This is a genomic window from Streptomyces solincola, from assembly GCF_002982015.1.
Classification (GTDB): domain Bacteria; phylum Actinomycetota; class Actinomycetes; order Streptomycetales; family Streptomycetaceae; genus Streptomyces; species Streptomyces solincola.
Genome location: NZ_PVLV01000094.1, coordinates 22818 through 48830, shown reverse-complemented (window position 1 = coordinate 48830; position 26013 = coordinate 22818). Strand labels below are relative to the sequence as shown.

Sequence of the window (26013 nt, the reverse complement as noted above, 5' to 3'; positions counted from 1 at the left end):
CCGCACCTCGGCGGTGCCGTCTCTTTCCGGCGCCCGGCCCGGAGACGGTTCCGGTCCGTCAGTCGGCTGCCGTGGCGGACGGTTCGGGTACGGGTGCGGGGCCGGACGCCGCCACCGGCAGGGTGATGACCATGGTGAGGCCGCCGCCGGGGGTGTCCTCCGCGGTCAGGGTACCGCCGAAGGCTTCGGTGAAGCCACGGGCAACGGCGAGGCCCAGGCCGACGCCGGCGCCGCGCGGGGCGTCGCCGTGGCGCTGGAAGGGTTCGAAGATGCGGTCCTTGGCCTCGTCGGGGACGCCGGGGCCGCGGTCGGTGACGCGCAGTTCGACCCGGTGGGCCAGGGCGCTGGCGGAGACGTGGACGGGCCGGTCGTCGGGGCTGTGCTTGACGGCGTTCTCCACGATGTTGGCCACGGCGCGTTCCAGCAGTCCACGGTCGACGGCGATCATCGGCAGGGTTTCGGGGATGTCCAGGACCACGGCGCCTTCGGGGACGCCGCCCAGGGCCATGGGGACGACCTCGTCGAGGTCGGTCTCGCGGATGAGGGGGATGACGGTACCGGTGTTGAGGCGGGACATGTCCAGCAGGTTGTCGATCAGGGCGGCGAGGCGGTCGGCGCCGTCCTCGATGCCTTCGAGGAGTTCGGCCTGGTCGGTGTCGGACCAGGCGACGTCCTCGGAGCGGAGGGAGGTGACCGAGGCCTTGATGCCAGCGAGGGGGGTGCGCAGATCGTGGCTGACGGCGGCCAGCAGGGCGGTGCGGATGCGGTTGCCCTCGGCCAGTTCGCGCGCCTGGCCCGCCTCGTGCCGGAGGCGTTGGCGGTCGAGGACGACGGCGGCCTGGGCGGCGAAGGCGGTGAGGACCCTGCGGTCCTCGGCGGGCAGGACCCGGCCGGAGAGGGCCAGGGCCAGGTGGTCGCCGATGGGCAGGTCGACGTCGGCGTCCTCGGGCCGGTCGGCCGGGGCGGTACCGACGGAGGCGACGGTCGACCAGGCCTCGGTCTCGCCGGCGCGCTCCAGCAGGGCCACGCAGTCCATGGTGAAGGTCTCACGCAGGCGTTCCAGCAGGGCGTCGAGGGTGTCCTCACCGCGGAGGATGCTGCCGGCCAGCACGGAGAGCACTTCGGACTCGGCACGCAGACGGGCGGCCTGGTGGGTGCGCCGGGCGGCGAGGTCGACCACTGAGGCGACGGAGACGGCCACCCCGGCGAAGATCGCGATGGCGACGATGTTCTTCGGGTCGGACACCGTGAACTGGTGCAGGGGTGGGGTGAAGTAGTAGTTCAGCAGCAGGGAGCCGAAGGCCGCCGAGGCCAGTGCGGGCAGGACGCCGCCCAGCAGGGCGGCCGCGACGGTGCAGGTGAGGAAGAGCAGCATGTCGTTGGCGAGGCCGAGGTCCGGCACCGCCTGGCGGAGCAGCAGGGTCAGCAGGGCCGGGCCGAGCACTCCGGCGAGCCAGCCCCAGACGACGCGGGCCCGCCCGAGCCGTGCCCGCTGGGGGACGGGCAGGGTCCGGCGGCCTTTGGCGGCCTCGTCGTGGGTGACGATGTGGATGTCCAGGTCCGGGCCGGACTCGCGGGCGACGGTGGCGCTCACCCCGGGGCTGAAGAGGTACTGCCAGGATCTGCGGCGGCTGACGCCGAGGACGATCTGGGTGGCGTTGACCCCGCGGGCGAACTCCAGCAGCGCGTCGGAGACCTTCTCCCCGATGACATGGTGGAAGGTGCCACCCAGGTCCTCCACCAGAGTGCGCTGGACGGCCAGCTCCTTAGGCGAGGCGGAGGTCAGTCCGTCGCTGGCCGCGATATAGACCGCCAGCACCTCGCCGCCCGCGCCCTTCTCGGCCAGCCGCGCGGCCCGGCGGATGAGGGTGCGTCCCTCCGGGCCGCCGGTGATGCCGACCACGATCCGCTCGCGGGCCTGCCAGGTGGAGCGGATGCCGTGCTCGCCGCGGTACTCGTTGAGGTACTCGTCGACCCGGTCGGCCGTCCACAGCAGGGCCAGCTCCCGCAGCGCGGTGAGGTTGCCGGGGCGGAAGTAGTTGGCGAGGGCCGCGTCGACCTTGTCGGGCTGGTAGATGTTGCCGTGGGCCATCCGGCGGCGCAGCGCCTGCGGGGACATGTCGACCAGCTCGATCTGGTCGGCGCGCCGCACCACCTCGTCGGGGACCGTCTCGCGCTGGCGGACGCCGGTGATCGTCTCGACCACGTCCCCGAGGGACTCCAGATGCTGGATGTTGACGGTGGAGACCACGTCGATGCCGGCCTTGAGGAGTTCCTCGACGTCCTGCCAGCGCTTGGCGTTGCGCGAGCCGGGGACGTTGGTGTGGGCGAGTTCGTCCACCAGGGCGACGGCGGGGCGCCGGGCCAGGATCGCGTCGACGTCCATCTCGGTGAAGACGCCGTCCCGGTAGGCGATTTCGCGCCGCCCGACCAGCTCCAAGCCGTGCAGCATCACCTCGGTCCGCGGCCGGCCGTGGTGCTCCACGAAGCCGACGACGCAGTCGGTGCCCCGTTCGAGGCGGCGGTGCGCCTCGGAGAGCATGGCGTAGGTCTTGCCGACGCCCGGTGCCGCGCCGAGGTAGATCCGAAGCTTGCCGCGTCCCATACCCGCCGTCTTCTCGTGTGTGCTGGTGAGGTGGTTCCCAAGCCCCCGGCCGGAACCGGCCGGGGCCTTTCAGGGTTCGAAGCGGTAGCCCATACCGGGCTCGGTGATCAGGTACCGGGGGTGGGAGGGGTCCGCTTCCAGTTTGCGCCGCAGCTGGGCCATGTAGACCCGCAGGTAGTTGGTGTTCTCCCGATAGGTCGGCCCCCAGACCTCCAGCAGCAGCTTCCGCTGGGAGATGAGGTGGCCCGGGTGGGTGACGAGGATTTCCAGCAGATGCCACTCGGTGGGCGTGAGGCGCACCGGGACGCCCGCACGCACCACCTTCTTGGCGGTCAGGTCGATAATGAAGTCCGCGGTCCGCACAGTGGCGGGCACGGTGCCATGGGCGGGCGCCTCCTGGCGCCGTACGGCCGCGCGGAGCCGCGCCAGCAGCTCGTCCATGCTGAAGGGCTTGGTGACGTAGTCGTCCGCGCCGGCGTCCAGGGCGCGGATCTTCTCCGCCGAGGTGTGCCGGGCCGAGAGGACCAGCACCGGCGTCCGGCTCCAGCCGCGGAGCTCCTTGAGGACGTCGATGCCGTCCATGTCCGGCAGCCCCAGGTCGAGGATCACCACGTCGGGGGTGCGGGCGGCGGCCAGGCGCAGGGCGGTGCCGCCGTCCATGGCCTCCTCCACCTCGAAACGGCGAGCCTGGAGGTTGATCCGGAGAGCGCGGACGAGCTGGGAGTCGTCCTCCACCACGAGCACCCGGGGCATGGGCAGGTCTTCCTTCGTCTGTCGCCGGTACGTCAGGGGCCCGGCCGTGCGGTCAGGGGCGCCCTCCCGGCTGCGGGCCGCGGGCCCCGCTGGGGAGGGGCCTTCGGAGATGGTGGCGGNNCCGCCACCATCTCGGTCCGGGACTGCCCGTCCATCAGCTCTGGGTGAGTGACTTCAGGGCGGTGTTGAGCTCCAGGACGTTGACCCGGGGCTCACCCATGAAGCCGAGGGCGCGATTCTTGGTGTGCTCCCGCACCAGCTTCTCGACTCGCTTGACGTCGAGCTTGTTCCGCTCGGCGACCCGGTGGGCCTGGAGCTCGGCGTAGGCGGGCGAGATGTGCGGGTCGAGGCCGGAACCGGAGGAGGTGACCGCGTCGGCCGGTACGGTCTCGGGCCTGACGCGGTGGGTCGGGGTGGAGTTGTCGGCGACGACGGCCTGCCGGGCGGCGGTGACCTGGGCGCACAGGGTGCCCTCCGCCGCGTCCTTCGGGCAGGCGCCGTCGACCGCGCCGTTGTCGGCGGAGCGGTTGGTGGCGCCGGACAGGAGCAGCGTGTACTGCGTGTTCACGCTGTTGGCGCCCAGCCCGTTGGAGGGGCGCGGCTGGAACCATCGCAGGTCTGGTTTGGCCGCCTCCTCCGGGTCGTCCGGGTTGCTCTTGGGGAGGGTGTAGGTCTGCCCGATGAGGGAGGAGCCCACGACCCGGCCGCCTTCGTCCTTGATCTCGGAGCCGTCGGCCTTGCCGGGGAAGAGGGTCTGGGCGACTCCGGTGATGGCTAGCGGGTAGATCACGCCGCAGATCACGGTGAGCACGATCAGGGCGCGCAGGCCGGCCCCGAGGAGCCGCGCGGTCTTGGCTACGGAGGTGTTCATGGTCGTCTCAGCCGATTCCGGGGATGAGGGAGAGGAACAGGTCGATGAGCTTGATGCCGATGAACGGGGCGATCAGGCCGCCGAGTCCGTAGAGGCCGAGGTTGCGGCGGAGCATCCGGTCGGCGCTGGTGGGCCGATAGCGCACGCCCTTGAGGGCGAGCGGCACCAGGGCCACGATGATCAATGCGTTGAAGATCACGGCGGAGAGGATCGCGGACTCGGGCGATGCCAGCCGCATGATGTTGAGCGTGTCCAGGCCCGGGTACACCACGGCGAACATGGCCGGGATGATCGCGAAGTACTTCGCCACGTCGTTGGCGATGGAGAAGGTGGTCAGGGCGCCCCGGGTGATCAGGAGCTGCTTGCCGATCTCCACGATCTCGATGAGCTTGGTGGGGTTGGAGTCCAGGTCCACCATGTTCCCGGCCTCCTTGGCGGCCGAGGTACCGGTGTTCATGGCCACGCCGACGTCGGCCTGGGCGAGGGCGGGGGCGTCGTTGGTGCCGTCGCCGGTCATCGCCACCAGCTTGCCGCCGGCCTGCTCCCGCTTGATGAGGGCCATCTTGTCCTCGGGCGTCGCCTCCGCCAGGAAGTCGTCCACCCCGGCCTCGTCGGCGATGGCCTTCGCGGTCAGCGGGTTGTCACCGGTGATCATGACGGTGCGGATGCCCATCCGGCGCAGCTCGTCGAACCGCTCGCGCATCCCGTCCTTGACGACGTCCTTGAGGTGGATCACCCCCAGCACGCGGGCGCCGTCGCCGTCCTCCACCGCGACCAGCAGCGGGGTGCCGCCGGCCTGGGAGATGCGGTCGGCGAGCTCGCCCGCGGCCTCGCCGACCTGCCCGCCCTGGTCGCGGACCCAGACGATGACGGATCCGGCGGCGCCTTTGCGGACCTTGCGGCCGTCCACGTCCACGCCGGACATCCGGGTCTGGGCGGTGAAGGCGATCCACTCGGCGTGCGCCAGCTCTCCCTGGTGCCGCTCGCGCAGCCCGTACCGCTCCTTGGCCAGCACCACCACCGAGCGGCCCTCGGGGGTCTCGTCGGCCAGCGAGGAGAGCTGGGCGGCGTCCGCCAGTTCGTCCTCGGTGGTGCCGGGGACCGGCAGGAACTCGGCGGCCTGGCGGTTGCCGAGCGTGATGGTGCCGGTCTTGTCCAGCAGCAGCGTGGAGACGTCGCCGGCGGCCTCGACCGCCCGGCCGGACATGGCCAGGACGTTGCGCTGGACCAGGCGGTCCATACCCGCGATGCCGATGGCGGAGAGCAGCGCGCCGATGGTGGTGGGGATCAGGCAGACCAGCAGGGCGACCAAGACGATCATCGACTGCTCGGCGCCGGCGTAGACGGCGAACGGCTGGAGGGTGACGACGGCCAGCAGGAAGACGATGGTCAGCGAGGCGAGCAGGATGTTCAGCGCGATCTCGTTGGGCGTCTTCTGCCGGGCGGCGCCCTCCACCAGGTTGATCATCCGGTCGATGAAGGTCTCGCCCGGCTTGGTGGTGATCTTGATGGTGATCCGGTCGGAGAGGACCTTGGTGCCGCCGGTGACGGCCGAGCGGTCGCCGCCGGACTCGCGGATGACGGGGGCCGACTCGCCGGTGATGGCGGACTCGTCCACCGAGGCCACGCCCTGGACCACGTCCCCGTCGCCGGGGATGATGTCGCCGGTCTCGCAGACAACGCGATCGCCGATGCGCAGCTGGGAGCCCGGTATCCGCTCCTCGCTGGTGCCGTCCTCGCTGAGGCGGCGGGCGACTGAGTCCGTCTTGGCCTTGCGCAGGGTGTCGGCCTGGGCCTTGCCGCGGCCCTCGGCGACCGCCTCGGCCAGGTTGGCGAAGATGGTGGTGAGCCAGAGCCAGGCGGTGATCGCCCAGCCGAACCAGTCCGTGGGATCGGCGCAGGCCAGCACGGTGGTGATGACCGAGCCGATCAGCACCACGAACATCACCGGGGACTTGACCATGACGCGGGGGTCCAGCTTGCGGACCGCGTCCGGGAAGGACGTCAGCAGCTGCCGGGGGTCGAACAGGCCGCCGCCGACCCGCCCGCCGCCGGGCTGCTCGCCGGAGGATGTGTCGTGCTGCGGAGCCCTGGTGGGCGTGGCGGTACTCATGCTGCGAGTCCTTCGGCGAGCGGCCCCAGTGCCAGGGCCGGGAAGTAGGTCAGACCGGTGATGATGACGATCGTGCCGACGAGCAGACCCGCGTACAGCGGCTTGTCGGTACGCAGGGTCCCCGCCGTCTCCGGGACCGGCTTCTGCTCGGTCAGCGAACCGGCCAACGCCAGCACGAACACCATCGGCAGGAAGCGGCCCAGCAGCATCGCGATGCCGATCGTCGAGTTGAACCACTGGGTGTCGGCGTTCAGGCCCGCGAAGGCGGAGCCGTTGTTGTTGGCGCCGGAGGTGTAGGCGTAGAGGATCTCCGAGAAGCCGTGCGCGCCGGAGTTGGTCATGGAGTCGGCCGGGGTGGGCAGCGCCATCGCCGCGGCTGTGAAGCACAGCACCAGCGCCGGGGTGACCAGGATGTAGCAGGCGGCGAGCTTGATCTCGCGGGTGCCGATCTTCTTGCCCAGGTACTCCGGAGTGCGGCCCACCATCAGGCCCGCGATGAACACCGCGATGATCGCCATGATCAGCATGCCGTAGAGGCCGGAGCCGACGCCGCCGGGGGCGATCTCGCCCAGCTGCATGCCGAGCATGGTGATGCCGCCGCCGAAGCCGGTGTACGAGGAGTGGAAGGAGTTGACCGCGCCGGTGGAGGTGAGGGTGGTGGCCACCGCGAAGATCGACGAGGCACCGATGCCGAAGCGGGTCTCCTTGCCCTCCATGGCGCCGCCCGCGACCTCGAAGGCCGGTCCGCGGCCGGCGAACTCGGTCCACATCATCAGGGCGGTGAAGGCGATCCAGATGATGCCCATGGTGGCCAGGATCGCGTAGCCCTGGCGCAGGCTGCCGACCATCCGGCCGAAGGTCCGGGTCAGCGCGAAGGGGATGAGCAGGATCAGGAAGATTTCGAAGAGGTTGGAGAACGGGGTGGGGTTCTCGAAGGGGTGGGCGGAGTTGGCGTTGAAGTAGCCGCCGCCGTTGGTGCCCAGCTCCTTGATGACCTCCTGGGAGGCGACCGCGCCGCCGTTCCACTGCTGGGTGCCGCCGGTGAACTGCCCCACCTCGTGGATGCCGGCGAAGTTCTGGATGACGCCGCAGGCGACCAGCACCAGGGCGCCGATCACCGCCAGCGGCAGCAGGATACGGACCACACCGCGCACCAGGTCCGCCCAGAAGTTGCCCAGCTCACCGGTGCGACTGCGGGCGAAGCCGCGGACCAGGGCGACCGCCACCGCGATGCCGACGGCCGCGGAGACGAAGTTCTGCACCGCCAGGCCGCCGGTCTGCACCACATGGCCCATGGCCTGCTCGCCGTAGTACGACTGCCAGTTGGTGTTGGCCACGAAGGAGGCGGCGGTGTTGAACGCCTGGTCCGGGTCGATGGAGACGAAGCCGAGCGAGCCGGGCATGCCGCCCTGAAGCCGCTGAAGCCCGTACAGGAACAGGACGCTCACCGCGGAGAAGGCGAGCACCCCGCGCAGATAGGCGGGCCAGTGCATCTCCACCGCGGGGTCGGCGCCGATGGCCCGGTAGATCCACCGCTCCGGCGCGTAGTGCTTCTGCGAGGAGTACACCCGGGCCATGTAGTCGCCGAGCGGACGGTAGGCCAGCGCGAGGGCGCCGATCAGAGCGAGCAGCTGGAGCAGGCCAGCGATCTGGGAACTCATACCGGCGCTCAGAACCTCTCCGGGTACACAAGGGCGAGGACGAGATAACCGAGCAGGGAGGCGGCCACGACCAGGCCGACGATGTTCTCGACGGTCACAGCTTGGTCACCCCCCGGGCGACGAGAGCCACCAGCGCGAAGACCGCGACCGTGGCGGCGACGAAGGCCAGATCGGCCATCGTGAGCTCCTGAGTTGTAGGGACGAGATTCGGCCGGAGTGGCCGAGGAAGAGCAAACAACGCCGGCAGGCGCGCGGTAAGCGACTTTGATGGGCCTCTTACGGCGGAGGCCTCAGCTTTGACGCGGCCCATACGCCGACGGCCCCGGCCTTGACGCGGCCTTGACGCCGGCGGCCCCGCGTGGCCGGAGCCCTCACCACGTGGGGGTGTCGTCCCGGTCACCGCCGAGCCGGTCCGGCGGAGTCCAGCGCGCCGCCGGCCTGGGCGGCCAGGGCGACCGCGACAAGACGGGCCTCCTCGTCGGGCAGCGGCCCCGGCGGCGGCTCCAGGGTCTGGCGGCGCTGCCACTGGATGCGATGGCCTCCGTGGCGTATGGGCCCGAGGCGATCGTGCTGGTCCTCGCGGTGGCCGGTGCCCAGGGGCTCGGCTTCACCCTGCCGGTCACCCTGGCGATCGCCGCGCTGCTGGCCGTGCTGGTCGCCTCCTACCGGCAGGTCATCGCCGCCTTCCCGGACGGCGGCGGTGCGTACGCGGTCGCCCGCCGGCACCTGGGGCGCCGGGCGAGCCTGGTCGCCGCCGGCTCGCTGGTCCTGGACTACGTACTGCACGTGGCCGTCTCGGTGACCGCCGGCGTGGCCGCGCTGACCTCGGCCTTCCCGGCGCTGTAGGCGGACCGGGTGTGGCTCTGCCTGGCGGTGCTGGTCCTCGTCACCTCGGTGAACCTGCGCGGCATCGTCGGCTCCGCCAAGGCCTTCCTCGCCCCCACTGCGGTGTTCGTCGGCTCCATCCTGGCGGTGATCGTGGCCGGTCTGCTCCGCGACACCCCGGTCAGCACGGCCTCCGCCGCGGGCCACGCCTCAGCGCTCGGCGAGGGGGCCACCGCCGTGGGCGCCCTGCTGCTGCTCAAGGCGTTCGCGGCCGGCTGCTCGGCGCTGACCGGCGTGGAGGCCGTGGCCAACGCCGTACCGTCCTTCCGGGCACCGGCCGCGCGCCGCGCCCAGCGCACCGAGGTGGCCCTCGGAGTCCTGCTGGGCACCATGCTGATCGGGCTGTCCGTGCTCATCGGCCGCTTCCAGCTGCGACCGGTGGAGGGCGTGACGGTCCTCGCCCAGCTCGCCGACGCGTCCTTCGGGCACAACGCGGTCTTCTACGTCGTGCAGTTCGCCACCATGGTGCTGCTGGCGCTCGCCGCCAACACCTCCTTCGGCGGGCTGCCGGTGCTGTTGAGCCTGCTGGCCCGCGACAACCACCTCCCGCATGTCTTCGCCCTCAAGGCCGACCGGCAGGTGCACCGGCACGGCGTGCTCGCCCTGGCCGTCGCCTCCGCCGGCCTGCTGGTGCTCTCCGGCGGCGACACCAACATCCTGGTCCCGCTCTTCGCCATCGGCGTCTTCGTCGGCTTCACCCTCTGCCAGGCCGGCATGGTCCGGCACTGGAGCACCCTGCGCCCCGCCGGCTGGCGGGCCAAGGCGGCCCTGAACGGCTTCGGCGCGCTGACCACCGGCATCGCGGCCGTGGTCGTCACCGCCACCAAGTTCACCGAGGGGGCCTGGCTGATCGTCCTCGCCCTGCCCCTGCTCGTCGCCGTGTTCGAGCAGGTGCACCGCGCCTACGGCCGGATCGGCGAATGCCTGGAACTCGGCCGGGTCCCGGCCCGCCTCGGCGGGTCCGCTCCCTGGTGGTTGTTCCCGTCTCCGGCATCTCCCGGCTGACCTCCCAGGCACTGACCGCCGCCCGCTCCCTGGGCGCGTCGGCGGCGCGCGGCGGGCCGGGGCCGCCGTCCGGCGGCGCGTTCCTCCGGAGTCACCCGAGGCCGGGCACGGTGTACACGGCGAGGTCGATGAGCTTTATCCCGGCGAAGGGCAGCAGCAGGCCGCCGAGGCCGTAGACCGCGAGGTTGCGGCGCAGCAGATGAGGGTGGAGGCGGGCTTGTAGCGGACACCGCGCAGGGTCAGCCGGATCAGGACGATGATGATCAGCGCGTTGAAGATGATCGCCGAGGTGATGGCCGACAGAGGGCTGTGCAGCCCCATCACGTTCAGCGCCTCCAGGCCGGGGTAGGCCGCGGTGAACATGGCCGGGATGATGGCGAAGTACTTCGCCACGTCGTTGGTGATCGAGAAGGTGGTCAGCGCGCCCCGGGTGATCAGGAGCTGCCTGCCGATCTCCACGATCTCGACCAGCCTGGTGAGGTCGGAGTCCAGGTCCACCATGTTCCCGGCCTCCTTGGCGGCCGAGGTACCGGTGTTCATCGCCACACCCACATCGGCCTGGGCGAGGGCGGGGGCATCGTTGGTGCCGTCACCGGTCATCGCCATCAGCCTGCCGCCGGCCCGCTCGCGCTCGATGAGGGCCAGCTTCTCCTCGGGCGTGGCCTCGGCGAGGTGGGTGTCGGCACCGGCCTCGGCGGCGATGGCGCGAGCGGTCAGTTCGCCGTCGCCGGTGACCATCACGGTCCGGATGCCGATCCGGCGCAGCTCGGCGACGCGTTCCCGGATGCCGTCCTTGACCACGTCCTTGAGGTGGACAATGCCGAGCACCCGGGGGCCGCCGTCGTGGACGGCGACCAGCAAGGGAGTGCCCCCGGACCGGGCGAACTCGTCCGACCAGGCGGCCGCTTCGGGCGGGACCGTTCCGCCGCGCCGCAGCACCCACCCCCTGATGGGGCCGCACCCTTGCGGATGGCGACGCCCGAGCCGTCGCACCAGTGCAGGTCGACCCGCTCATCCGGGTCCGGGCACTGAATTTCACGAACCGCGGGCCACTCAGTTCGCTGGCGTCCGGCGGGGTGCGACCGAAGCGTTCGGCGAGTTCCACCACCGACCGCCCCTCGGGTCTGGCGTCGGCGAGCGAGGACAGCTGGGCGGCGTCGGCCAGCGCGGTGTGGTCCGTTCCGGGCAGCGGGACGAAGGCGACGGCCCGCCGGTTGCCGTGGGTGATGGTGCCCGTCTTGTCGAGCAGCAGGGTGTCCACGTCGCCGGCCGCCTCGACGGCCCGGCCGGACATGGCCAGCACATTGCGCTGCACCCGGCGGTCCTTCCCGGCGATGCCGATCGCCGAGAGCAGGGCGCCGATGGTGGTGGGTATCAGGATGGCCAGCAGGGCCACCAGGACGGTGGTGGACGGGGCGGCCCCCGCGTAGCCGGCCATCGGGGTGAGGGCGACGACGACCAGGACGAAGACCGAGGTGAGCGCGGCCAGCAGGATGCTCAGCGCGATCTCGTTCGGGATCTTGCGCCGGTGGGCTCCCTCGACCAGCTGGATCATCCGGTCGATGAAGCTGTGCCCCGGCCGGGACGTCACCCGGACCACCACCCCGTCCGGACAGCACCGTGGTGCCGCCGGCGACCCCGACCGGTCACCTCACGACTCCCGCAGGACGGGCGCCGACTCCCGGTCACGGCGGACTCGTCCATCATGGCCGCCGCCCCGTCCACCACGTCACCGTCGGCGGCACGGTCTCACCTGCCCGGACGTGGACGAAGTCGAAGGGCTCGAGCTCGGCCGGGGAGACCGCCTCACCGGCGGCGTTCCGCGGATCCACCCCTTACGTCCAGTGGTTGAGCCGCACCGCGACCGTGTCCGTGCGGGTCTTCCGCGGTGAGGCGGCCTGGGCTCGGCCTCGGCCCTCCGTCACCGCCTCCGCGGAGTTGGCGAACAGCACCGTCAGCCAGCCAAAGCCACATGCTGATCGCCCAGGTGAACACCGAAGGGTGCGCGAGGGCCGAGACGGTCGTCAGCGCGGACCCCACCGCGACGACGAACAGCACCGGTTTACGAACCAGTTCGTGGGGGCGCGGCTTGCGGCACGCCTCCAGCGCGGACACCGCGAGCTGCCCCGGCGGCAGCACGCGTACCCGGCCGGGACGCCGGTGCGGCGGGCGACGGGCCGGAGGAAGCGGCGGAGGTGACTGCCGAGGAGTCCCGGCGGAGGGGGACGGGCGGGGCGCTGCGGCGGTGGACATCGAAGAACCTTCTCGGGGGGGCGCGGGCGTGCGCCGTCCCGATGCGCGGAGCAGGGGACGCCGACGGCTGGACGGACGCGGCCCCGGACCGACCGCCGCGGGGCCCCTGGGCCACCGGCGGGCGAGCCGTGTCCGAGGCAGTGCGACAGCCAGGAAGTTACGGGCTGCCTCCGCCCGATGACTGTCGCGCGGCGAGAAATTGGCGACTTGCTGACGCCGGCGGACGGAAGCCGCCAAGGGCCCGTCACCGAAGCGTCAAGGCGGTGCGATGACCGGCGGACAGGACACGCAGATGGGCCGCCGACTCCCGAGCCCTCCTTGGGAGTCGAACGGCCCATATGTCGTACGACGGGAGGGGCATCGCACGGTCGCAGCCGACCCGAAACCCCCCGGTCCAGGTCGTGCGGGCGTCGGCGCGGTGTTCAGGTCACCCGCCTGGGCCGTTGCCGCGCGACGTCCGTCTCCCTCCGTCGCGAGGCCAGTCTGCCCCGCCCTGGTGCCGCCGTCCGGCCGCCCTGACACGATCCTTTCGCGGCGGCGCCCAGTTTTGACGCGCCCCTGATGAGACGGGCCGGCACTCCGGGCGTCGCCGGTCGCCGAAGCGTCGAGAGACCACCAGAGGGGCGTCAACACCGGCCCGTTGACTTGCGGTCGGCTGACCGGGTGCGTTGGGATGCGGCCATGAAAAGCGGTTCGCGCCACCATGACCGGCCACCGAATCCGGTGCCGCCGGCAGCGCCCGCTGCCCGTGTGCCCGTCTGACGAAGGCGCGCTCGCTTCCCCTCGCGTAGCCGCGGCGTGCCGCGCGGACTTCCTCTGCGCCGCCGAGCCGCCCACGCACCCACCTCTCACCGCATGAGCCGAGCCGGAGCCCGCCTGTCCACGCGACCCGGGTGCCCGGTACACCGGCCATGCCTGATCCCAGGATCCGACATGTCCTCATCCCTGTCCGGACGGACCGTCCTCGTCACCGCCGCAACCAGCGGCATCGGCTATGACACCGCCCGCCGGCTCGTCGACCGCGACGCCACCGTGCTGCTGCACGGACGCACCCCTGAGGAAGCCCGTGCGGCCTCCGACCGCCTGATCGCCACGGTCGGCTCCGACGCCTCCCGGCTGCGCCCGGTCGCCGCCGACTTCCGCCATCTGGAGGAGGTCGAGGCACTGGCCCGTACCGTGGTGCGCGAGCACCCGCACCTCGATGTGCTCGTCAACAACGCCGCCATCGAGGCGCCCGAGCGCCGCACCCTCACCGTGGACGGCAACGAGGTCGCCTTCCAGGTCAACTTCCTGGCCCACTACCTGTTGACCGAACGGCTGGCCGAGGCCCTCACCTCCGACGCCGGCGGACGTGTCGTCAACGTCTCCTCCTCGCTCCACCGCACCGCCGCCATCCAGTGGAACGACCCCAACCGCACCCGCCGATACGCGCGGCTCGCCGCGTACGCCCAGTCCCAACTGGCCCTCACCGTCTTCGCCTCCGACCCGCGGGTGACCGCCGTCTCGGTCGACCCCGGCGTCTGCGACACCGCTCTGATGCACCTGTACGGCCACTCGGGCCGGCCGGCCGCCGAGGCCGCGCTGCACATCGCGCGCCTGTGCGACCCGGCCACCGAGATCGTCAACGGCGCCTACTACGAGGGCTCGCAGCTCGCGACGCCGGCCGCGGTCGCCACCGAGGAACGCGCGGTCAGGCGGCTTAACAAGCTCGCCGGCCTGCTCGTCGGCCACACCGGCTGAAGGAGGAGTACGCCTGCGTAACACTCCCGCCAGGATTGGCAATCTTGGCAGAAGACGCGAGGGAGGTTGGCACAACCTGGCAGTCATCCATCATTGGACCCGATGACGGCCCAGGCGCGGGGAGCGGTAGGCGTGGGGGCGCGGTGGTGGCCGTGGCAGGTGGTGAGGTGGCGGACGATGGCCAGGCCGCGGCCGTGTTCGTCGTCGCAGACAGAGGTGGCGGGCAGGGCCCCACCAGCACCCCCGCCCGCGCCCCGGACCGCCGCCGGCGGCCGCCACGGTCGATGCGCTGCCGAGCGGGATGCTCGATACCGACGCCGTACGCGCGTGGCCACCAAACTGGTCGGCGGTCTGGAGCAGCCAGCAGCGCATCGCCCTGCGCTGCTGGCTGCTCCACGGCGGCAAGACGGCGCTGGCCGCCGCCGAGCTGCACTTGCACCGCACCACCCTGACCACGTGGCTGGGCCAGTGCGCCCAGGCCCTCGGCCACAGCCTGGCCGACGCCGCAGTCCGCGCCGACCTGCACCTGGCCCTGGACGTCACCCAGACACCCTCCCACGACCCCCAAGCTCCTCCCCCGCCGCGGCGGCCGCACCTACCGCACCTGAGGAGGCGGAGCGCGGCACAACGACGTCGGGCAGCGCCCGCCAGGGCCGTGACCAAGGCCCGCGTCGGATCGGTACGGGCCTCGGGATGAAGCGGACGGGCGGGCTTTCCCGGATCGGACAACGAGGAGGCCGAACCCTGCCCGTTCGAGTAATCGAACGGTTTCTTCCACGTTTGGAGGGGTCGTGAGGCTTACCGCGGCCTCGGCTTTGAAGGCCGTCGCCCCCCGAAACGGTAGTAACCGAACGCTCTTTCCACCGCCCGCTCCCGCGGACCGGGCCGACGTCCTAGACTGCGACCGCTTCAGAACCAGATCATCGTAAGGGCGGACGAGATGTCCGCTGGCTCCCGCCAGAGGATGCAGCTCGACGCCGACGGTCAGGGCCGCCTGACCCCCGCCGCCCAGAGCCGAAATACAGCGCCGGCGGGCCCCGCTGCGCGTCTGACGCGCCGACCGGAACCGGTAAGTCCGTGCTGGTTCGGCCCCTGGGCTCGTGGGCTGCCCTCGACGACTACCGCGTCACCCTCCTCGTCCCCGACGTCAAGGCCACACTCGCCTCCGTCTGGGACATCAGCTATGGCCTCGAGATCCTGCACGAGGCGGGCAAGACCGAGCACCTGGCGACATATGCTCCGCTGATGTCGCCCTCTTCGCGACACGAGCGCGCCCTCAAGCACGCGGCCCTCGTCAAGGAGCATCCCGACACCCCCGGGGAATGGGGCAAGCGAGGCCGCCTTGACGTCGACTAACTCGCCTACGGGTGCGCAGCACTGGCTCGACGCCGCCGGCATCTACCGCCCCGGCGAGGAGAACTGCCTGAGCCTGCGCGGCGGCGGAGACATGCTGGCCTGCCCCTGGATCCCGACCTGCGGCAAGTTCACCCCGGCCTACCAGGCCGCTGACGCCGCGGTGAGCTTCACCAATCACCACAATTTCATCCAGGGCACCATGCGGGTGGGCATCCAGATCGACGGCCGCCCGGTCCGGTCCGTCACCGTCCGCGAGTTCGTGCTCCGCGCCCGTGATTTCGTCATCATCGACGAGATCGACGCTTTCCAGGCCGTCGCTGTCGACTGCTGCGCCACCACGGTCGACCTGCACTCCCGGCGCCCGTGGACGGCAGAACCGCAGGTCCTGGACACCGCGGCCAAGCACCTTCCTCTGCGCTTCGAGGATCAGGTCATTGAGCCTTTTCCAACCTCAGTCGGGCCATGCCTGCGCAGCTTGGCGGACAGGAAGCGAAGGGCAGAGCTGGACACGTCGACGCCCGACGGATAGACAAGCACACGAAGCCCCTGGTAGAGATGAATTTCTTGGTCGAAAACCCATCCACCAGGGGCTTCACCTGTCTGTCAGCCCAACAGCTCGGCTCGACCGGCAGGTTGGAAAGAGCTCACTGCTGGCAGGACAATAAGCCGGCCGATCTCACCGCGCGTCCGTAACCGGGCTCAGTTCTTTCGGCTGCGTGAACCACGCGCGCCCTGGCCTGGGCACAGCCGCCGACGTTTCGCCTCCAGGCCCATCCCGGTCCGGCCTACTTGCCCCAGAAGGCGTCTTCGGCGGCCTGGTCGCCGGAGAACAGCCATGCTTCGACGATCTTCCCGTTCTCCATACGCAGCAGGTCGACGCCGTCCATCGCCATCGACGCTTCGTCGCGGCGGCCGGCGAAGCGGATCGTGGCGGCTACCAGTTGGCCGTTACCCATCAATGCATGGACCCGTTCGATAGAGAACGAGCCCTGATTGACTTCCATCATCCCGCCGAGCATCCGGAACACGTCATCACGCCCCCTGCGGACGCCGGAAAACCGGTTCGCGCCCGGCTGGTGCCAGATGACGTGCTCGTCGAGCAGCTTGCCGACCGTTTCCAAGTCACCATTCTGTACGGCCCTAAAGTATGATCGGGCAACGTCCGTGTTCGTTGCGGTCATTTATGCAAGCCCTTCCTTTGCGGCTGCCCGTTCCGAGGGACCGGACGGCTCTTCCGGCGAGACGTACCTTTTCGCACGGCAATGACTGCACCCCTCCCACCGCGACGGAAATACGCACGTCTCTCGCATCATTCGCATTACTTGTAAACCCCGATATGATCTTGCCTAGGATCTGAACGCATTGCGTCAGAGGCCAATGTGACAACCAGCTGACCGCTCAGAACATGGTGTTGTCATTTTTCGAGGTATGCGGGATGGCCTGGAGTACGTCCCAGTGCTCGACGATCTTTGCGTCAGCATCGAAGCGGAAGATGTCGATTCCCGCGTAATCCTTGTCGCCTGGCCAGATCTGATGGCAGTGCAAAATGACGTAGTCACCGTCGGCGAAGACATGCTTCCACTCGACGCGCTTTCCCGGGTACTCGGCGGCCATACGCTCGAAGTACTCGACAAATGCTTGCTTGCCGTCGCCGACGTGCGGGTTGTGCTGAATGTAGGTTTCGCCGGCGTACCGATCGACAGCCTCGGCGGGACGGCATGTGTTGAACATGAGGTCGTAAAACGCCTTAGCCGAAGCCTTGTTCTTCTCCAGGTCACTCACGGTAACTCCATTCAGGGCGGGCTGGGGGAGGCGAGCGGCGAGGTGACTCCCGGCACCGGTGGGCTGCGAGAGCGCCGCGAGCTGGTCTGGGCCTACGCCCGCCGCTGAGTCGACCGACTGCCGCCCCCGCCCTCCGGCGCTCACCCGCTGGACGGACTCGCAGCCCAGGAGGCCAGACCGGGACAGCCTCGGCCGTTCATGGAGTGTCCGAAAAGGGAGGGACGGTCGCGGTGGCCCGCGGACCACCGCGCCGCCTGACGCACCGGCGGTTCCGCTCACCATGTTCCTTCTGCCGACGCGGAGGCGTCCCCCCACGTCGGCCGTCAGGCCGGGCGCCGCCGAGGACGAGTGATCCGCACACCGGTGCGCGTGCATCCTCGCGTTTCCATGCCGGCGAAAGCCCGATACGGAAGCTCAGACCGTCAAGAAGCGGTCCTGGGGCCTGCTATTTCTAGGTCTACTCGCGTTAGCTGACAGGAGCCTTCTTGTACGAGGCGATGGTCTTAGCCTCCGTGGGCTTCTTGGGGTCGCCGTAGCGCACCTGCACGCTGTCACCTGCCGCCTGGAACTGCGCCGCCTTCCAGTCCCCGACGTAGGGGCGTTCCACGTCACTACCTATCAGGAACTGTCCTCCGCGGGTGTTTTCGACGTCGTCCCACAGGAAGTACTTGCCGCCGGGCTCGACACCAGGGTCGTTAGCGATGCGCAGGATGTGCTCGGGGTCCCCGGTCGGCCAGGAAGGAATCGTGTCCCACACGAGATTGTCGAGCACCAGATCAGTCCGGTGCTCGGTCGGTGCCTCTTCTACCGGTGCCTCGATCACCAAATCCGTCGGGTCGATCGCCACATCCTTCGGAGTCTCGGTCGGCGCGGCCTGAACCTTCGGCGTTGTCGAGCCGGGTACTCCCCGGTCGTGGGCCATCGCGTTTACGCCCGCGCCGAGCAACGTAACTCCCGCCAGGGTCACGACAACAGCCATGGCACGCGTGGACTTCATACTGCTTCCTTCTCTCATGTAAAGCCCTGCATCCGCCGGTACGGCGGACATGAATTGCCGAACGAAATACTCCATCCGGTCCGCGCTAGTGACACCCGATATCACGAAGGAAAGTCACCGCGAATCGGGCAGATTAACGGCACCGACGAGCACCACTACCCCGATCAGCCGATCACCGTAGAAACACCACTGACTTCCCCTGGCCCATTTTTGGTCCGTGAGAGCCTTCTTCGTAGATGAGGTTCGTACCCACGGAAGAGGGGTGGACGCAATGGGATCAGGCGTACCTTCTCCCCTTCCAGAGGTAGCTGATCAGGTGGTTGGGGAGAGCAGACCATTTAGCTCGGTTGCACGCAAATAGGGGAATCAGCCATGCGATCATGCCGCGATAACAACGCCCCTTTGCAGGCCGGGAGAGGCAGGAAGGACGCCAGGGTGACGCACGCCACGCTCAACCTCGATGTTTTAATGCTCCGCCATACTTTCGCTAATCTCAGGTAAGCGGAGAATGTGAGCTGCGATGCTGTGCACCACGTTCCCGAGCTACAGGTGCAGCGATTTCCAGCCAGAGGGAGAAGCCTTCAGGCGGCCTGTTCAAGCCAAGAGGCGAGCTCACTGCCGAGCTCGCCTGACTGATTCCGCGTCAGAGGCACAACAGTCGCAGGGTGAACGCCTGCTCCTCACCCCCTCCAGCGGTCCTTCCCCGCGTGACTGCACCGACGTCAGGCGTCCCGAGCGGCCCCTGCCGCCGACGCCTGCTGCTCCGGCGCGGCCAGACGCCCAGGCAAATTCCTGTAGTGCCTGATTTCAATCCCCTTCACAGGGGTAGGCCGCCTGACCCTCACGCAGTTCATCATGGAAGCTGCGGCCGGCGAGCGAATCCCGTTCCAACGGGGCGGCCACCACGGTTGACTCCCCGCACGGCAGTGGCAGCAATACCTCGAGGCGAACGGGCCCCGCTCGGACGACAAGGAGCGCCAGTCATCTGTACGACAGAGGGACCGGCGCGACAGATGACCGAGGACCGTCCGGCTTCGGAGGTGCGGGTTGAGCCGCAGCAAAGACGAGGTAGCCGCGCAATCGTCCTTGAGTCCCGCCCCCGGGAAACCGAGGCCGCCAAGGTGCCGGTCGACGCGCAGGGTCAAGCGATCCCGCTCTGCCGCTTCGGCTGCGGTCAGCCCGCCAGCCTTCCAGGACCCGAAGGGCTGCCCGAGCACTTCTCGTGCCGCAGGAAGCATGAGGCGTGATCTGTCGGCCACCGCTGCCCCCGGCTTCATCACCTGGTGTCAGAGCCCCCCGAGCCTACTCAGGGCGCTCTGACTTACGCCTTGCGCTCACCCGCTCAGCGCAGGCCGCTGCCCTGCACCCGCAGACAGCCACTCAACGTGCCTTTGTCAGCAGCTGCAGGGGCGTGATATCCCGTGCCACCAGCCCCGCCGCAACGTCCATTCCTGGGGAGAATCTGGGGAGTATCGGCGGGCCTGGGGAGCGCGTGGGGAGAATCGACCGCGTAACACAGCACGATCCCGAAAGACGCTGAAAGACATATCCGCGCAGTTCAGGGGCGGGTGCACCCGCATCGATGCAGGTTAGCGCCACCAGGTAGACAACTTCATGACGTAGGTGCCCAGGTCGTCGGCCTCGACGATCCCGGGCAGCGAGCCACCCTCACGCAGCGGCGTGACATAGCGGGTCGCGGTGACCTCTCTCAGCGTTTTCCCAGGGCCCTGCGCATTGTGGACCTTCACCATGAAGGCAGCATAGTGACCGGGGGTGATCGCGGGCGAGCGGGTCGACGGCCGCTGATGGCCCGTCGGATCCGGGGTACCGGGGTCGTCATGAGCCTTCCGAGACCGGTGAAGTACCTGCTGCTGCTCCTCCTGGCGTTCGTCGCCGGGACGCTGTACCTGCGCATGCTGCGGGACCACGACTGGGGCAGCTCCCTGCTGATCGCTCTGGCCTGCGCCCCCTTCGTGGTGGCCCTGTGGAAGTTCCGCGACTGGTACACGGCCCGCGCCCAGCGGGCGGGTCGGAACTGGCGCGCGTCCCGCGAGGAGCGCAAGCGGGCGAACGGCGCCTGAGCCCCGGGCCGGCCGGCCGGGGCGCAGCCGCCGCAGCCGTTCGGGCCGGTCCGGCCCGCGGTGGCGGGCGGCTCTGTCGCGGCGGGCGCGCAGCCGCGTCCGGAGCTCCGGCGGGCCGTGCGGCTCGTCGGCGGTCTCGTAGCGGCCGCTCTCCTCGTCGCGGGCGGCGGGACAGCGCGCCTCCCCCGCACCCGGCGCGGCGGCCCTCGGGTGGATCCGGGTGAACGCCGCGGCCGGTCCGCCCGTATCCGGAGTCGACAGGACGGCGCGAGCGGAGGGCGGACCGGCATGACGGCAGTACGGGACGGGGACGGGCGCGGGGCCGACCCGGCGGTGGCGCGCCGGACGGTCGTGGCGGCCGCGGGCGGCGCGGGGCTGGCGGCGGTGCTCACCGCCTGCGGCGGGTCCGGGGAGGGCGCGGCGCCGGCCACCGGTGTGCCGAGCCCTGCGGGCGGTTCGGCCGGGCCGGCCGGCGGGCGGGTGATCGCCACCACGGCGGACGTCCCGCGGGGCGGCGGCACGGTGGTGGGCGATGTGGTGCTGACCCAGCCTCGGCCCGGCGAGTTCAGGGCCTTCTCGGCGAAGTGCACCCACGCGGGGTGCGCGGTCAAGGACGTGGCGGACGGGCTGATCCGGTGCCCCTGCCACGGCAGCACGTTCGACGCCTCGGACGGCAGCGTCAGGACCGGGCCGGCCACCGCGCCGCTGCCGGTCGCCGTGATCACCGTGGACGGCTCGGAGATCAGGCTGGGCTGACCACGCCTGTCGTCGCCGCGGCCGTGCCGGCGGCGCGCAGCGCGTCGACCGCGGCCCGCACCGACGGCCGGCGGTCGGCGTCCTGGCGCCAGGCGGCGTGGATGTGGCGGTGCAGCCGGTGGCGCAGCGGCACCAGCGCGACGCCGTCGGGCAGCGGGTCGCGCCCCAGCCGGGGCGTCAGGCACACCCCCAGACCGGCCCGCACGAGCACCAGTTGGGTGTGGTGCTCGTACGCGGTGTGCGCGATGCGCGGCTCGACGCCGGCGGATCGCAGGGTGAACACCAGCCAGTCGTGGCAGGTTTCGCCCTCCGGCCAGGAGACCCACTCGTCCTCCGCCAGCTCGGCCAGGTCCAACTCACCCCGCCCGGCGAGCGGATGGCCGACCGGCAGGGCCACGTCGGCGACGTCGTCCAGCAGCTTGACGCGGGTCAGGCCCTCGGGCACCGGCAGCCGCTTGTTGCTCCAGTCGAGTACCACGGCGACGTCCACGTCACCGCGTACGACGTGGTGGATGCCCGGCTCGGGCTCCAGTTCCCGGGTGCGCACCGACAGGTCGGGGTGGTCCCGGCGCAGCGCGGAGACCGTGGCGGGGAACAGTCCGCGGGCGGCGGTGGGGAAGCCGGCGACGCGCACCTCGCCCACCACCTGGCCGCGCTGCGCCTCGATGTCCGACTGGGCCAGCTCGACCTGCGACAGGATGCGCGCGGCGTGGTCGGCGAGGAGTATCCCGGCATCGGTCAGCCGCACTCCGCGCCCGCGCTTGGCGACGAGCTGCTGGCCCACCTCGCGCTCCAGTTTGGCGAGTTGCTGGGAGACGGCGGACGTCGTCACATGCAGGCCCTCGGCCGCGCCGCTCACCGAGCCGTGGCGGGCCAGGGCGTCCAGGGTGCGCAGGCGCTCCAGATTCAACATGTAAGCGATGCTAAGCCATCAGCACAACGTAATCTCGCTTGTGCTACGAGGTGGGTGGGCGGCATCGTCGGCGCATGAGCACCCCGCCCTTGTCCGCCGCGCCCGGCCCCGCGCCCGCGGCCGCCGTGTCCGCCGCCGCGCCCTCCACCCCGATCGCGCCGATCCCGATCGCGTCCACCCCGGTCGCGTCCACCGCGGTGGGCACCGCCCGGCGGGCGCTGGACTGGCGGCTGCGCTTCGCGGCGCTCTCGCTCATCTGGGGCTTCAGCTTCCTGCTGATCAAGGTGGGCACCTCGGCTTACGCCCCGTTCCAGGTCACCTTCGGGCGGCTGCTGTTCGGCACGGCGGTGCTCGCGGTGGCGATGGCGGTCAAGCGCACCCCGCCGCCGCGCGGGGCGCGGACCTGGGGGCACCTGGCGGTGGCCGGATTCCTCCTCAACGCGCTGCCGTTCTCGCTCTTCGCCTACGCCGAGCTGACCATCCCCTCCACGCTGGCCGGCATCTGCAACGCCACCTCACCCCTGTGGGGGATGGTACTGTCCGTGGTCGCCCTCTCCGAGGACCGGCCGACCCGCCGCCGGGTGGCCGGTCTGGGCATCGGCTTCCTGGGCGTGCTCACCGTGCTGGGCGCCTGGCAGGGCTTCTCCGGGCTGGACGCCACCGGCACCGCGATGGCCCTGGGCGCCTCGCTGAGCTACCCGGTCGGCTGGATCTACGTGCGGCGCACGCTGGCCGGGCGCACGGAGTCGCACCTGTCGCTGACCGGATCGCAGCTCTTCCTCGCCATGCTGCAACTGGCGGTGGTCACCCCCCTGTTCACCACCGTCCCGGACGCCTTCCCGGTCCTGCCGCTGCTCGCGGTAGCCGCCCTGGGCGCGCTGGGCACGGGCCTGGCGGTGCTGATCCAGTACGGCCTGGTGGCGGAGGTCGGTCCGACCACCGGCCAGATGGTCACCTACTTCGTCCCGGTCATCGCCACCGCGGCCGGCGTCTCCATCCTGGGCGAGACCCTGGGCTGGAACACCCCGGTCGGCGCCCTCGTCGTGATCGCCGGCGCGGCCCTCACCCAGAGCCGCCCCCGCCGCGCCCGGGTCGGTTCGGGAGAACCGACCCGACCGCGGCCCCCTCAGCCGTAGGTGCGCGGCGCGACCGGGGCGACGGCCGCGGCGACGGCGTCGGCGAGCCGCTCGACGTCTTCGGCGTCGACCAGCTCCGAGACGGTCAGCCGCAGCCCGGGCCCGCTCTCCAGCCGGAAGCGGGCCCCCGGGGCCACCGCCCAGCCGCCGTGCAGCAGCCGGGCCACCGCCCCGGTCTCGTCCGGCGCCGGCACCCACACGTTCATCCCGCTGCGCCCGTACGCCTCGACCCCGCGCCGCTCCAGCGCCCCGATCAGCGCCTCTCGCCGCTGCCGGTAGGCCGCCGCCACGGCGGGCACGTCCACCGCGCCCGTCTCCCACAACCGGGCCACGGCACGCTGGAGGAGCCGGCTCACCCAGCCGGGCCCCAGGTCCTGGCGCCCCTGCACCCGGTCGACGGTGACCGGGTCGCCGGCCATCACGGCGACCCGCAGGTCGGGGCCGTACGCCTTGGCCACCGAGCGGATGAACACCCAGCGGGCGGTGACCCCGCAGAGCGTGTGCAGCGGCTGGTCCACGAAGGCGTGCCCGTGGTCGTCCTCGACCAGCAGCGCCTCGGGCCACCGGGCGAGCACCGCCCGCAGCCGCTCGGCCCGCTCGGCGCTCACCACCGCCCCGGTCGGGTTCTGCGCCCGCGCGGTGACCACCACCGCCCGCGCACCGGCCTTCAGCGCCGCCTCCAGCGCGTCCGGCAGCGGCCCCTCGTCGTCCACCGCGACCGGCGCCGGCTTCAGCCCGAGCGCCGGCACCAGGTCCAGCAGGCTGGCCCACCCGGGGTCCTCCACCGCCACCGCGTCCCCGGGGCGCAGGTGCAGGGCGAAGACCCGCTCGACGGCGTCCAGCGTCCCGGAGGTGACGGCGATCGGCCCGGCCGGCACCCCGTCCGCGTCCATCGCGGTCCGGGCCAGCTTCCCGAAGCCCTCGTCCACCGGCGGGCGCGCGTACAGCCCCGGCTCCTCGGCCGCCCGCCGCGCGGCCACCGCGAAGGCGTCCGCGAGCGGCGGCAGCAGGGCGGGGTCGGGGTTGCCCTCCGACAGGTCGCGCGCCCCGGGCGGCGGCTCGACCCGCAGCGAGCCGCGGGCCGTGGTGGCCGGCCGGGCCCGCACCCGGCTTCCGCGCCGCCCGGCCGTCTCGATCACCCCGCGTTCGCGCAGGGTCCGGTAGGCGGCCGCGACGGTGTTCGGGTTGACCCCGAGCGATGTCGCCAACTCCCGCATGGGCGGCAGTCCTTGGCCCGGCTTCAGAGCGCCGTCGGCCACGCCCCGCTCCACGCTGGCGGCGATCTCCGACGCACCCCGCCCGACGATCCGATACTCTTCTAGCACAAAACACATTATGCACTAGTGCAATGGAGTCCGCATCATGTCACACGCCGCCGCCGAGGCGACCTCCCCCGCTCCCTACCCGGCCACCGACCGCACGGTGCCGACCCGGGCCCGCGAGCGCGCCTCCTACGACCGGGAGCTGGTGCACGGGCTGCTCGACCAGGCGTACGTCTGCCACCTCGGCTTCGTCCGCGACGGGGCGCCCGTGGTGCTGCCCACCCTCTACGGACGGGTCGGCGAGCGGCTCTACGTGCACGGGTCGACCGGCTCGCGGCCCCTGCGCGCGGCCGGCCAGGGCGACCCGGGGCTGCCGGTCTGCCTGACCGTCACCCATGTCGACGGGCTGGTGCTGGCCAGGTCGGCGTTCCACCACTCGATCAACTACCGCTCAGTCGTGGTGCACGGCACCGCCCACCAGGTCACCGACCCGCAGGAGAAGCGGGAGGCGCTGGACGCGCTGGTGGACCACGTGGTGCCGGGCCGCGCCGCCGACTCCCGCCCGGCCGACGCCAAGGAGCTGGCGGCGACGGCCGTGCTCCGGCTCGACCTGGCCGAGGTGTCCGCGAAGCTCCGCACCGGCGGTCCCCACGACGAGCCCGAGGACCTGGCGCTGCCGTACTGGGCGGGCGTCCTGCCGGTGACGACCGGGTACGGCACGCCGATCCCCTCCGAAGACCTGGACCCGGCGGTGGCCGTGCCCGACTACCTGACCGGGGCCTGACCCGGCGCGGACGGGCCCGGCATCGGCACTCGGGCGGGGACGCCCCGCGCCTCCGCGACCGCCGGCGCGGTCACCGCGGTCAGCAGCAGGGCGGTCCCGGCCACGGTCGCGGCGGTCAGCTCCTCGTCCAGCACGGTGACGGCCAGCACCGCCGCGCTCACCGGCTCCAGGAGCATGACCACCGAGACGGTGGCCGAGCGGACCCGTGCGGCGCCCGCGAAGTACAAGGCGTAGGCGAGTGCGGTGGGCACGGCCGCGATGTAGAGGAGCAGTCCCAGCACCACCGCGGTGTGCGTGCCCCGCGGCACCAGTCCCTCGGCCGTCGCGAACGGCAGCAGCCCGGCCGCTCCGACCGCGAAGGCGGCGGTGGTGGTGCTCAGCGCGTCGCCGCCGCCGTCCCGCCCGAGCCACCGGGTCAGCAGGGTCATCACGGCGTACGCGGCCGCCGACAGCAGCGCCAGGGCGATTCCAGCGGGCCGTACCGTCCCGGCGTCCCCGCCGAGCACCAGCACGCCCAGCCCGGCCAGCGCGCCACCGATCGCGACCGTGCCGCCCGCGCCGAGCCGCTCCCCCAGCAGCAGCCGCGCGCCGAGAGCGATGAGCACCGGGCCCGCGCCCAGGGTGACCACGGTGCCGACGGCGAGTCCGGTCGACTGCACGGCCGCGAAGTAGGCGCTCTGGAAGACGGTGAGGCCGGCGCCGGTGGCGGCGATCCGGAGGATACGGCGCCGACGCGGCTCGGCCGCCGACGCGGGCCGGCGTCCGCGCAGGCCGAGCGCGGCGAGCAGCAGCACCAGGCCGCCGGCGCAGCGCCAGAAGGACAGGGCCATCGGCCCGAGGCCGCCGACCGCGAAGACCAGCGAGGCCGCGGCGCCGGCGGTGCCCCAGGCGAGACCGGCGACGGCGAGGAAGATCAGGCTCCGCCGCACCGGCACGACGGCGGACGGGACGGAGTGGGAACGGAGGGTGGACGACACGTGACTTCTCCACGGGAGAGCGGGATCGGCTGGCCGCTGGTCTGCGCGTACGCGGGCAGCGACGAACCGCTCGCGGCGTCAGC

The 26013-nt window shown here is 71.3% G+C and carries 21 protein-coding genes and 2 pseudogenes; 9 read left to right on the top strand and 14 right to left on the bottom strand.

Annotation, left to right across the window (positions count from 1 at the left end):
• Positions 1 to 58: 58 nt before the first annotated feature.
• The 6 genes from C6N75_RS07120 to kdpF all read right to left on the bottom strand — a co-directional run bounded on the left by C6N75_RS07120 (position 59) and on the right by kdpF (position 8101).
• Positions 59 to 2605: a sensor histidine kinase gene (locus tag C6N75_RS07120; RefSeq protein ID WP_105867992.1), complete on the bottom strand. Its 2547-nt coding sequence runs from the start codon at positions 2603 to 2605 to the stop codon at positions 59 to 61.
• 69 nt (positions 2606 to 2674) lie between these two features.
• Entirely contained in the window at positions 2675 to 3358 is a 684-nt protein-coding gene (locus C6N75_RS07115; RefSeq protein WP_105867991.1) for a response regulator, read from the bottom strand.
• A 154-nt stretch (positions 3359 to 3512) separates the two neighbouring features.
• Entirely contained in the window at positions 3513 to 4229 is a 717-nt protein-coding gene (locus tag C6N75_RS07110) for a potassium-transporting ATPase subunit C (protein ID WP_105867990.1), read from the bottom strand.
• Positions 4230 to 4236: 7 nt separating this feature from the next.
• Positions 4237 to 6342: a potassium-transporting ATPase subunit KdpB gene (kdpB, locus tag C6N75_RS07105; protein WP_105867989.1), complete on the bottom strand. Its 2106-nt coding sequence runs from the start codon at positions 6340 to 6342 to the stop codon at positions 4237 to 4239.
• Positions 6339 to 8003, bottom strand: a complete 1665-nt coding sequence (gene kdpA / locus C6N75_RS07100; RefSeq protein ID WP_105867988.1) for a potassium-transporting ATPase subunit KdpA — start codon at positions 8001 to 8003, stop codon at positions 6339 to 6341. The genes kdpB (C6N75_RS07105) and kdpA overlap by 4 nt, the downstream gene beginning before the upstream one ends.
• A gap of 8 nt (positions 8004 to 8011) precedes the next feature.
• Positions 8012 to 8101 carry a K(+)-transporting ATPase subunit F gene (gene kdpF, locus C6N75_RS07095; RefSeq protein WP_105867987.1) on the bottom strand — a complete coding sequence of 30 codons (90 nt, stop codon included), beginning with the start codon at positions 8099 to 8101 and terminating at the stop codon, positions 8012 to 8014.
• 280 nt (positions 8102 to 8381) lie between these two features.
• Between kdpF and C6N75_RS07080 the strand changes: the two are divergent.
• Positions 8382 to 9928: pseudogene (locus C6N75_RS07080) on the top strand (APC family permease); the annotation flags it as partial.
• Positions 9929 to 9984: 56 nt separating this feature from the next.
• On the opposite strand, the pseudogene kdpB (C6N75_RS07075) reads toward C6N75_RS07080, so the two are convergent.
• Positions 9985 to 12146 (bottom strand): annotated as a pseudogene (gene kdpB / locus C6N75_RS07075) (potassium-transporting ATPase subunit KdpB).
• Between the two features lie 933 nt (positions 12147 to 13079).
• Here kdpB (C6N75_RS07075) and C6N75_RS07070 point away from each other — a divergent pair.
• The 4 genes from C6N75_RS07070 (at position 13080) to C6N75_RS30495 (ending at position 15771) form a co-directional block, all read left to right on the top strand.
• Positions 13080 to 13886, top strand: coding sequence for an SDR family NAD(P)-dependent oxidoreductase (locus C6N75_RS07070; protein WP_105867985.1), 807 nt, complete (start codon positions 13080 to 13082; stop codon positions 13884 to 13886).
• Between the two features lie 301 nt (positions 13887 to 14187).
• Positions 14188 to 14583 carry a helix-turn-helix domain-containing protein gene (locus C6N75_RS07065; RefSeq protein ID WP_105867984.1) on the top strand — a complete coding sequence of 132 codons (396 nt, stop codon included), beginning with the start codon at positions 14188 to 14190 and terminating at the stop codon, positions 14581 to 14583.
• 380 nt (positions 14584 to 14963) lie between these two features.
• The gene (locus C6N75_RS07060; protein WP_105867983.1) at positions 14964 to 15242 is read left to right on the top strand and encodes a hypothetical protein; all 279 of its coding nucleotides are present in this window, start codon (positions 14964 to 14966) and stop codon (positions 15240 to 15242) included.
• Positions 15229 to 15771: a hypothetical protein gene (locus C6N75_RS30495; protein ID WP_181160380.1), complete on the top strand. Its 543-nt coding sequence runs from the start codon at positions 15229 to 15231 to the stop codon at positions 15769 to 15771. The genes C6N75_RS07060 and C6N75_RS30495 overlap by 14 nt, the downstream gene beginning before the upstream one ends.
• 256 nt (positions 15772 to 16027) lie before the next feature.
• Here C6N75_RS30495 and C6N75_RS07045 read toward each other — a convergent pair whose 3' ends face one another.
• From C6N75_RS07045 to C6N75_RS30490, 4 genes are all read right to left on the bottom strand, one after another.
• Positions 16028 to 16423, bottom strand: a complete 396-nt coding sequence (locus C6N75_RS07045; protein WP_105867981.1) for a nuclear transport factor 2 family protein — start codon at positions 16421 to 16423, stop codon at positions 16028 to 16030.
• A 217-nt stretch (positions 16424 to 16640) separates the two neighbouring features.
• A complete protein-coding gene (locus C6N75_RS07040; RefSeq protein WP_105867980.1) occupies positions 16641 to 17024 on the bottom strand; it encodes a nuclear transport factor 2 family protein in 384 nt (127 codons plus the stop codon).
• Positions 17025 to 17490: 466 nt separating this feature from the next.
• Positions 17491 to 18021: a hypothetical protein gene (locus C6N75_RS07035; RefSeq protein ID WP_105867979.1), complete on the bottom strand. Its 531-nt coding sequence runs from the start codon at positions 18019 to 18021 to the stop codon at positions 17491 to 17493.
• A 1589-nt stretch (positions 18022 to 19610) separates the two neighbouring features.
• Positions 19611 to 19772 (bottom strand): hypothetical protein, encoded by a 162-nt coding sequence (locus tag C6N75_RS30490; RefSeq protein ID WP_181160379.1) that lies wholly within the window; start codon positions 19770 to 19772, stop codon positions 19611 to 19613.
• Positions 19773 to 19859: 87 nt separating this feature from the next.
• Here C6N75_RS30490 and C6N75_RS07030 point away from each other — a divergent pair, with 87 nt between their 5' ends.
• Positions 19860 to 20102: a hypothetical protein gene (locus C6N75_RS07030; RefSeq protein ID WP_105868006.1), complete on the top strand. Its 243-nt coding sequence runs from the start codon at positions 19860 to 19862 to the stop codon at positions 20100 to 20102.
• 288 nt (positions 20103 to 20390) lie between these two features.
• Positions 20391 to 20858 carry a Rieske (2Fe-2S) protein gene (locus tag C6N75_RS07025; protein WP_105867978.1) on the top strand — a complete coding sequence of 156 codons (468 nt, stop codon included), beginning with the start codon at positions 20391 to 20393 and terminating at the stop codon, positions 20856 to 20858.
• Here C6N75_RS07025 and C6N75_RS07020 read toward each other — a convergent pair.
• Positions 20845 to 21771: a LysR family transcriptional regulator gene (locus tag C6N75_RS07020; RefSeq protein WP_105867977.1), complete on the bottom strand. Its 927-nt coding sequence runs from the start codon at positions 21769 to 21771 to the stop codon at positions 20845 to 20847. The two genes, C6N75_RS07025 and C6N75_RS07020, sit on opposite strands and share 14 nt — an antisense overlap.
• A gap of 38 nt (positions 21772 to 21809) precedes the next feature.
• Between C6N75_RS07020 and C6N75_RS07015 the strand changes: the two genes are divergently transcribed.
• Entirely contained in the window at positions 21810 to 22907 is a 1098-nt protein-coding gene (locus tag C6N75_RS07015; RefSeq protein WP_407703202.1) for a DMT family transporter, read from the top strand.
• Here C6N75_RS07015 and C6N75_RS07010 read toward each other — a convergent pair.
• A complete protein-coding gene (locus tag C6N75_RS07010; RefSeq protein ID WP_105867975.1) occupies positions 22898 to 24232 on the bottom strand; it encodes an aminotransferase class I/II-fold pyridoxal phosphate-dependent enzyme in 1335 nt (444 codons plus the stop codon). The genes C6N75_RS07015 and C6N75_RS07010 overlap by 10 nt on opposite strands.
• Before the next feature lie 37 nt (positions 24233 to 24269).
• Here C6N75_RS07010 and C6N75_RS07005 point away from each other — a divergent pair, with 37 nt between their 5' ends.
• Positions 24270 to 24953 (top strand): pyridoxamine 5'-phosphate oxidase family protein, encoded by a 684-nt coding sequence (locus tag C6N75_RS07005; protein WP_105867974.1) that lies wholly within the window; start codon positions 24270 to 24272, stop codon positions 24951 to 24953.
• Here C6N75_RS07005 and C6N75_RS07000 read toward each other — a convergent pair.
• A complete protein-coding gene (locus tag C6N75_RS07000; protein WP_258177271.1) occupies positions 24935 to 25930 on the bottom strand; it encodes a DMT family transporter in 996 nt (331 codons plus the stop codon). The two genes, C6N75_RS07005 and C6N75_RS07000, sit on opposite strands and share 19 nt — an antisense overlap.
• Between the last annotated feature and the right edge of the window lie 83 nt (positions 25931 to 26013).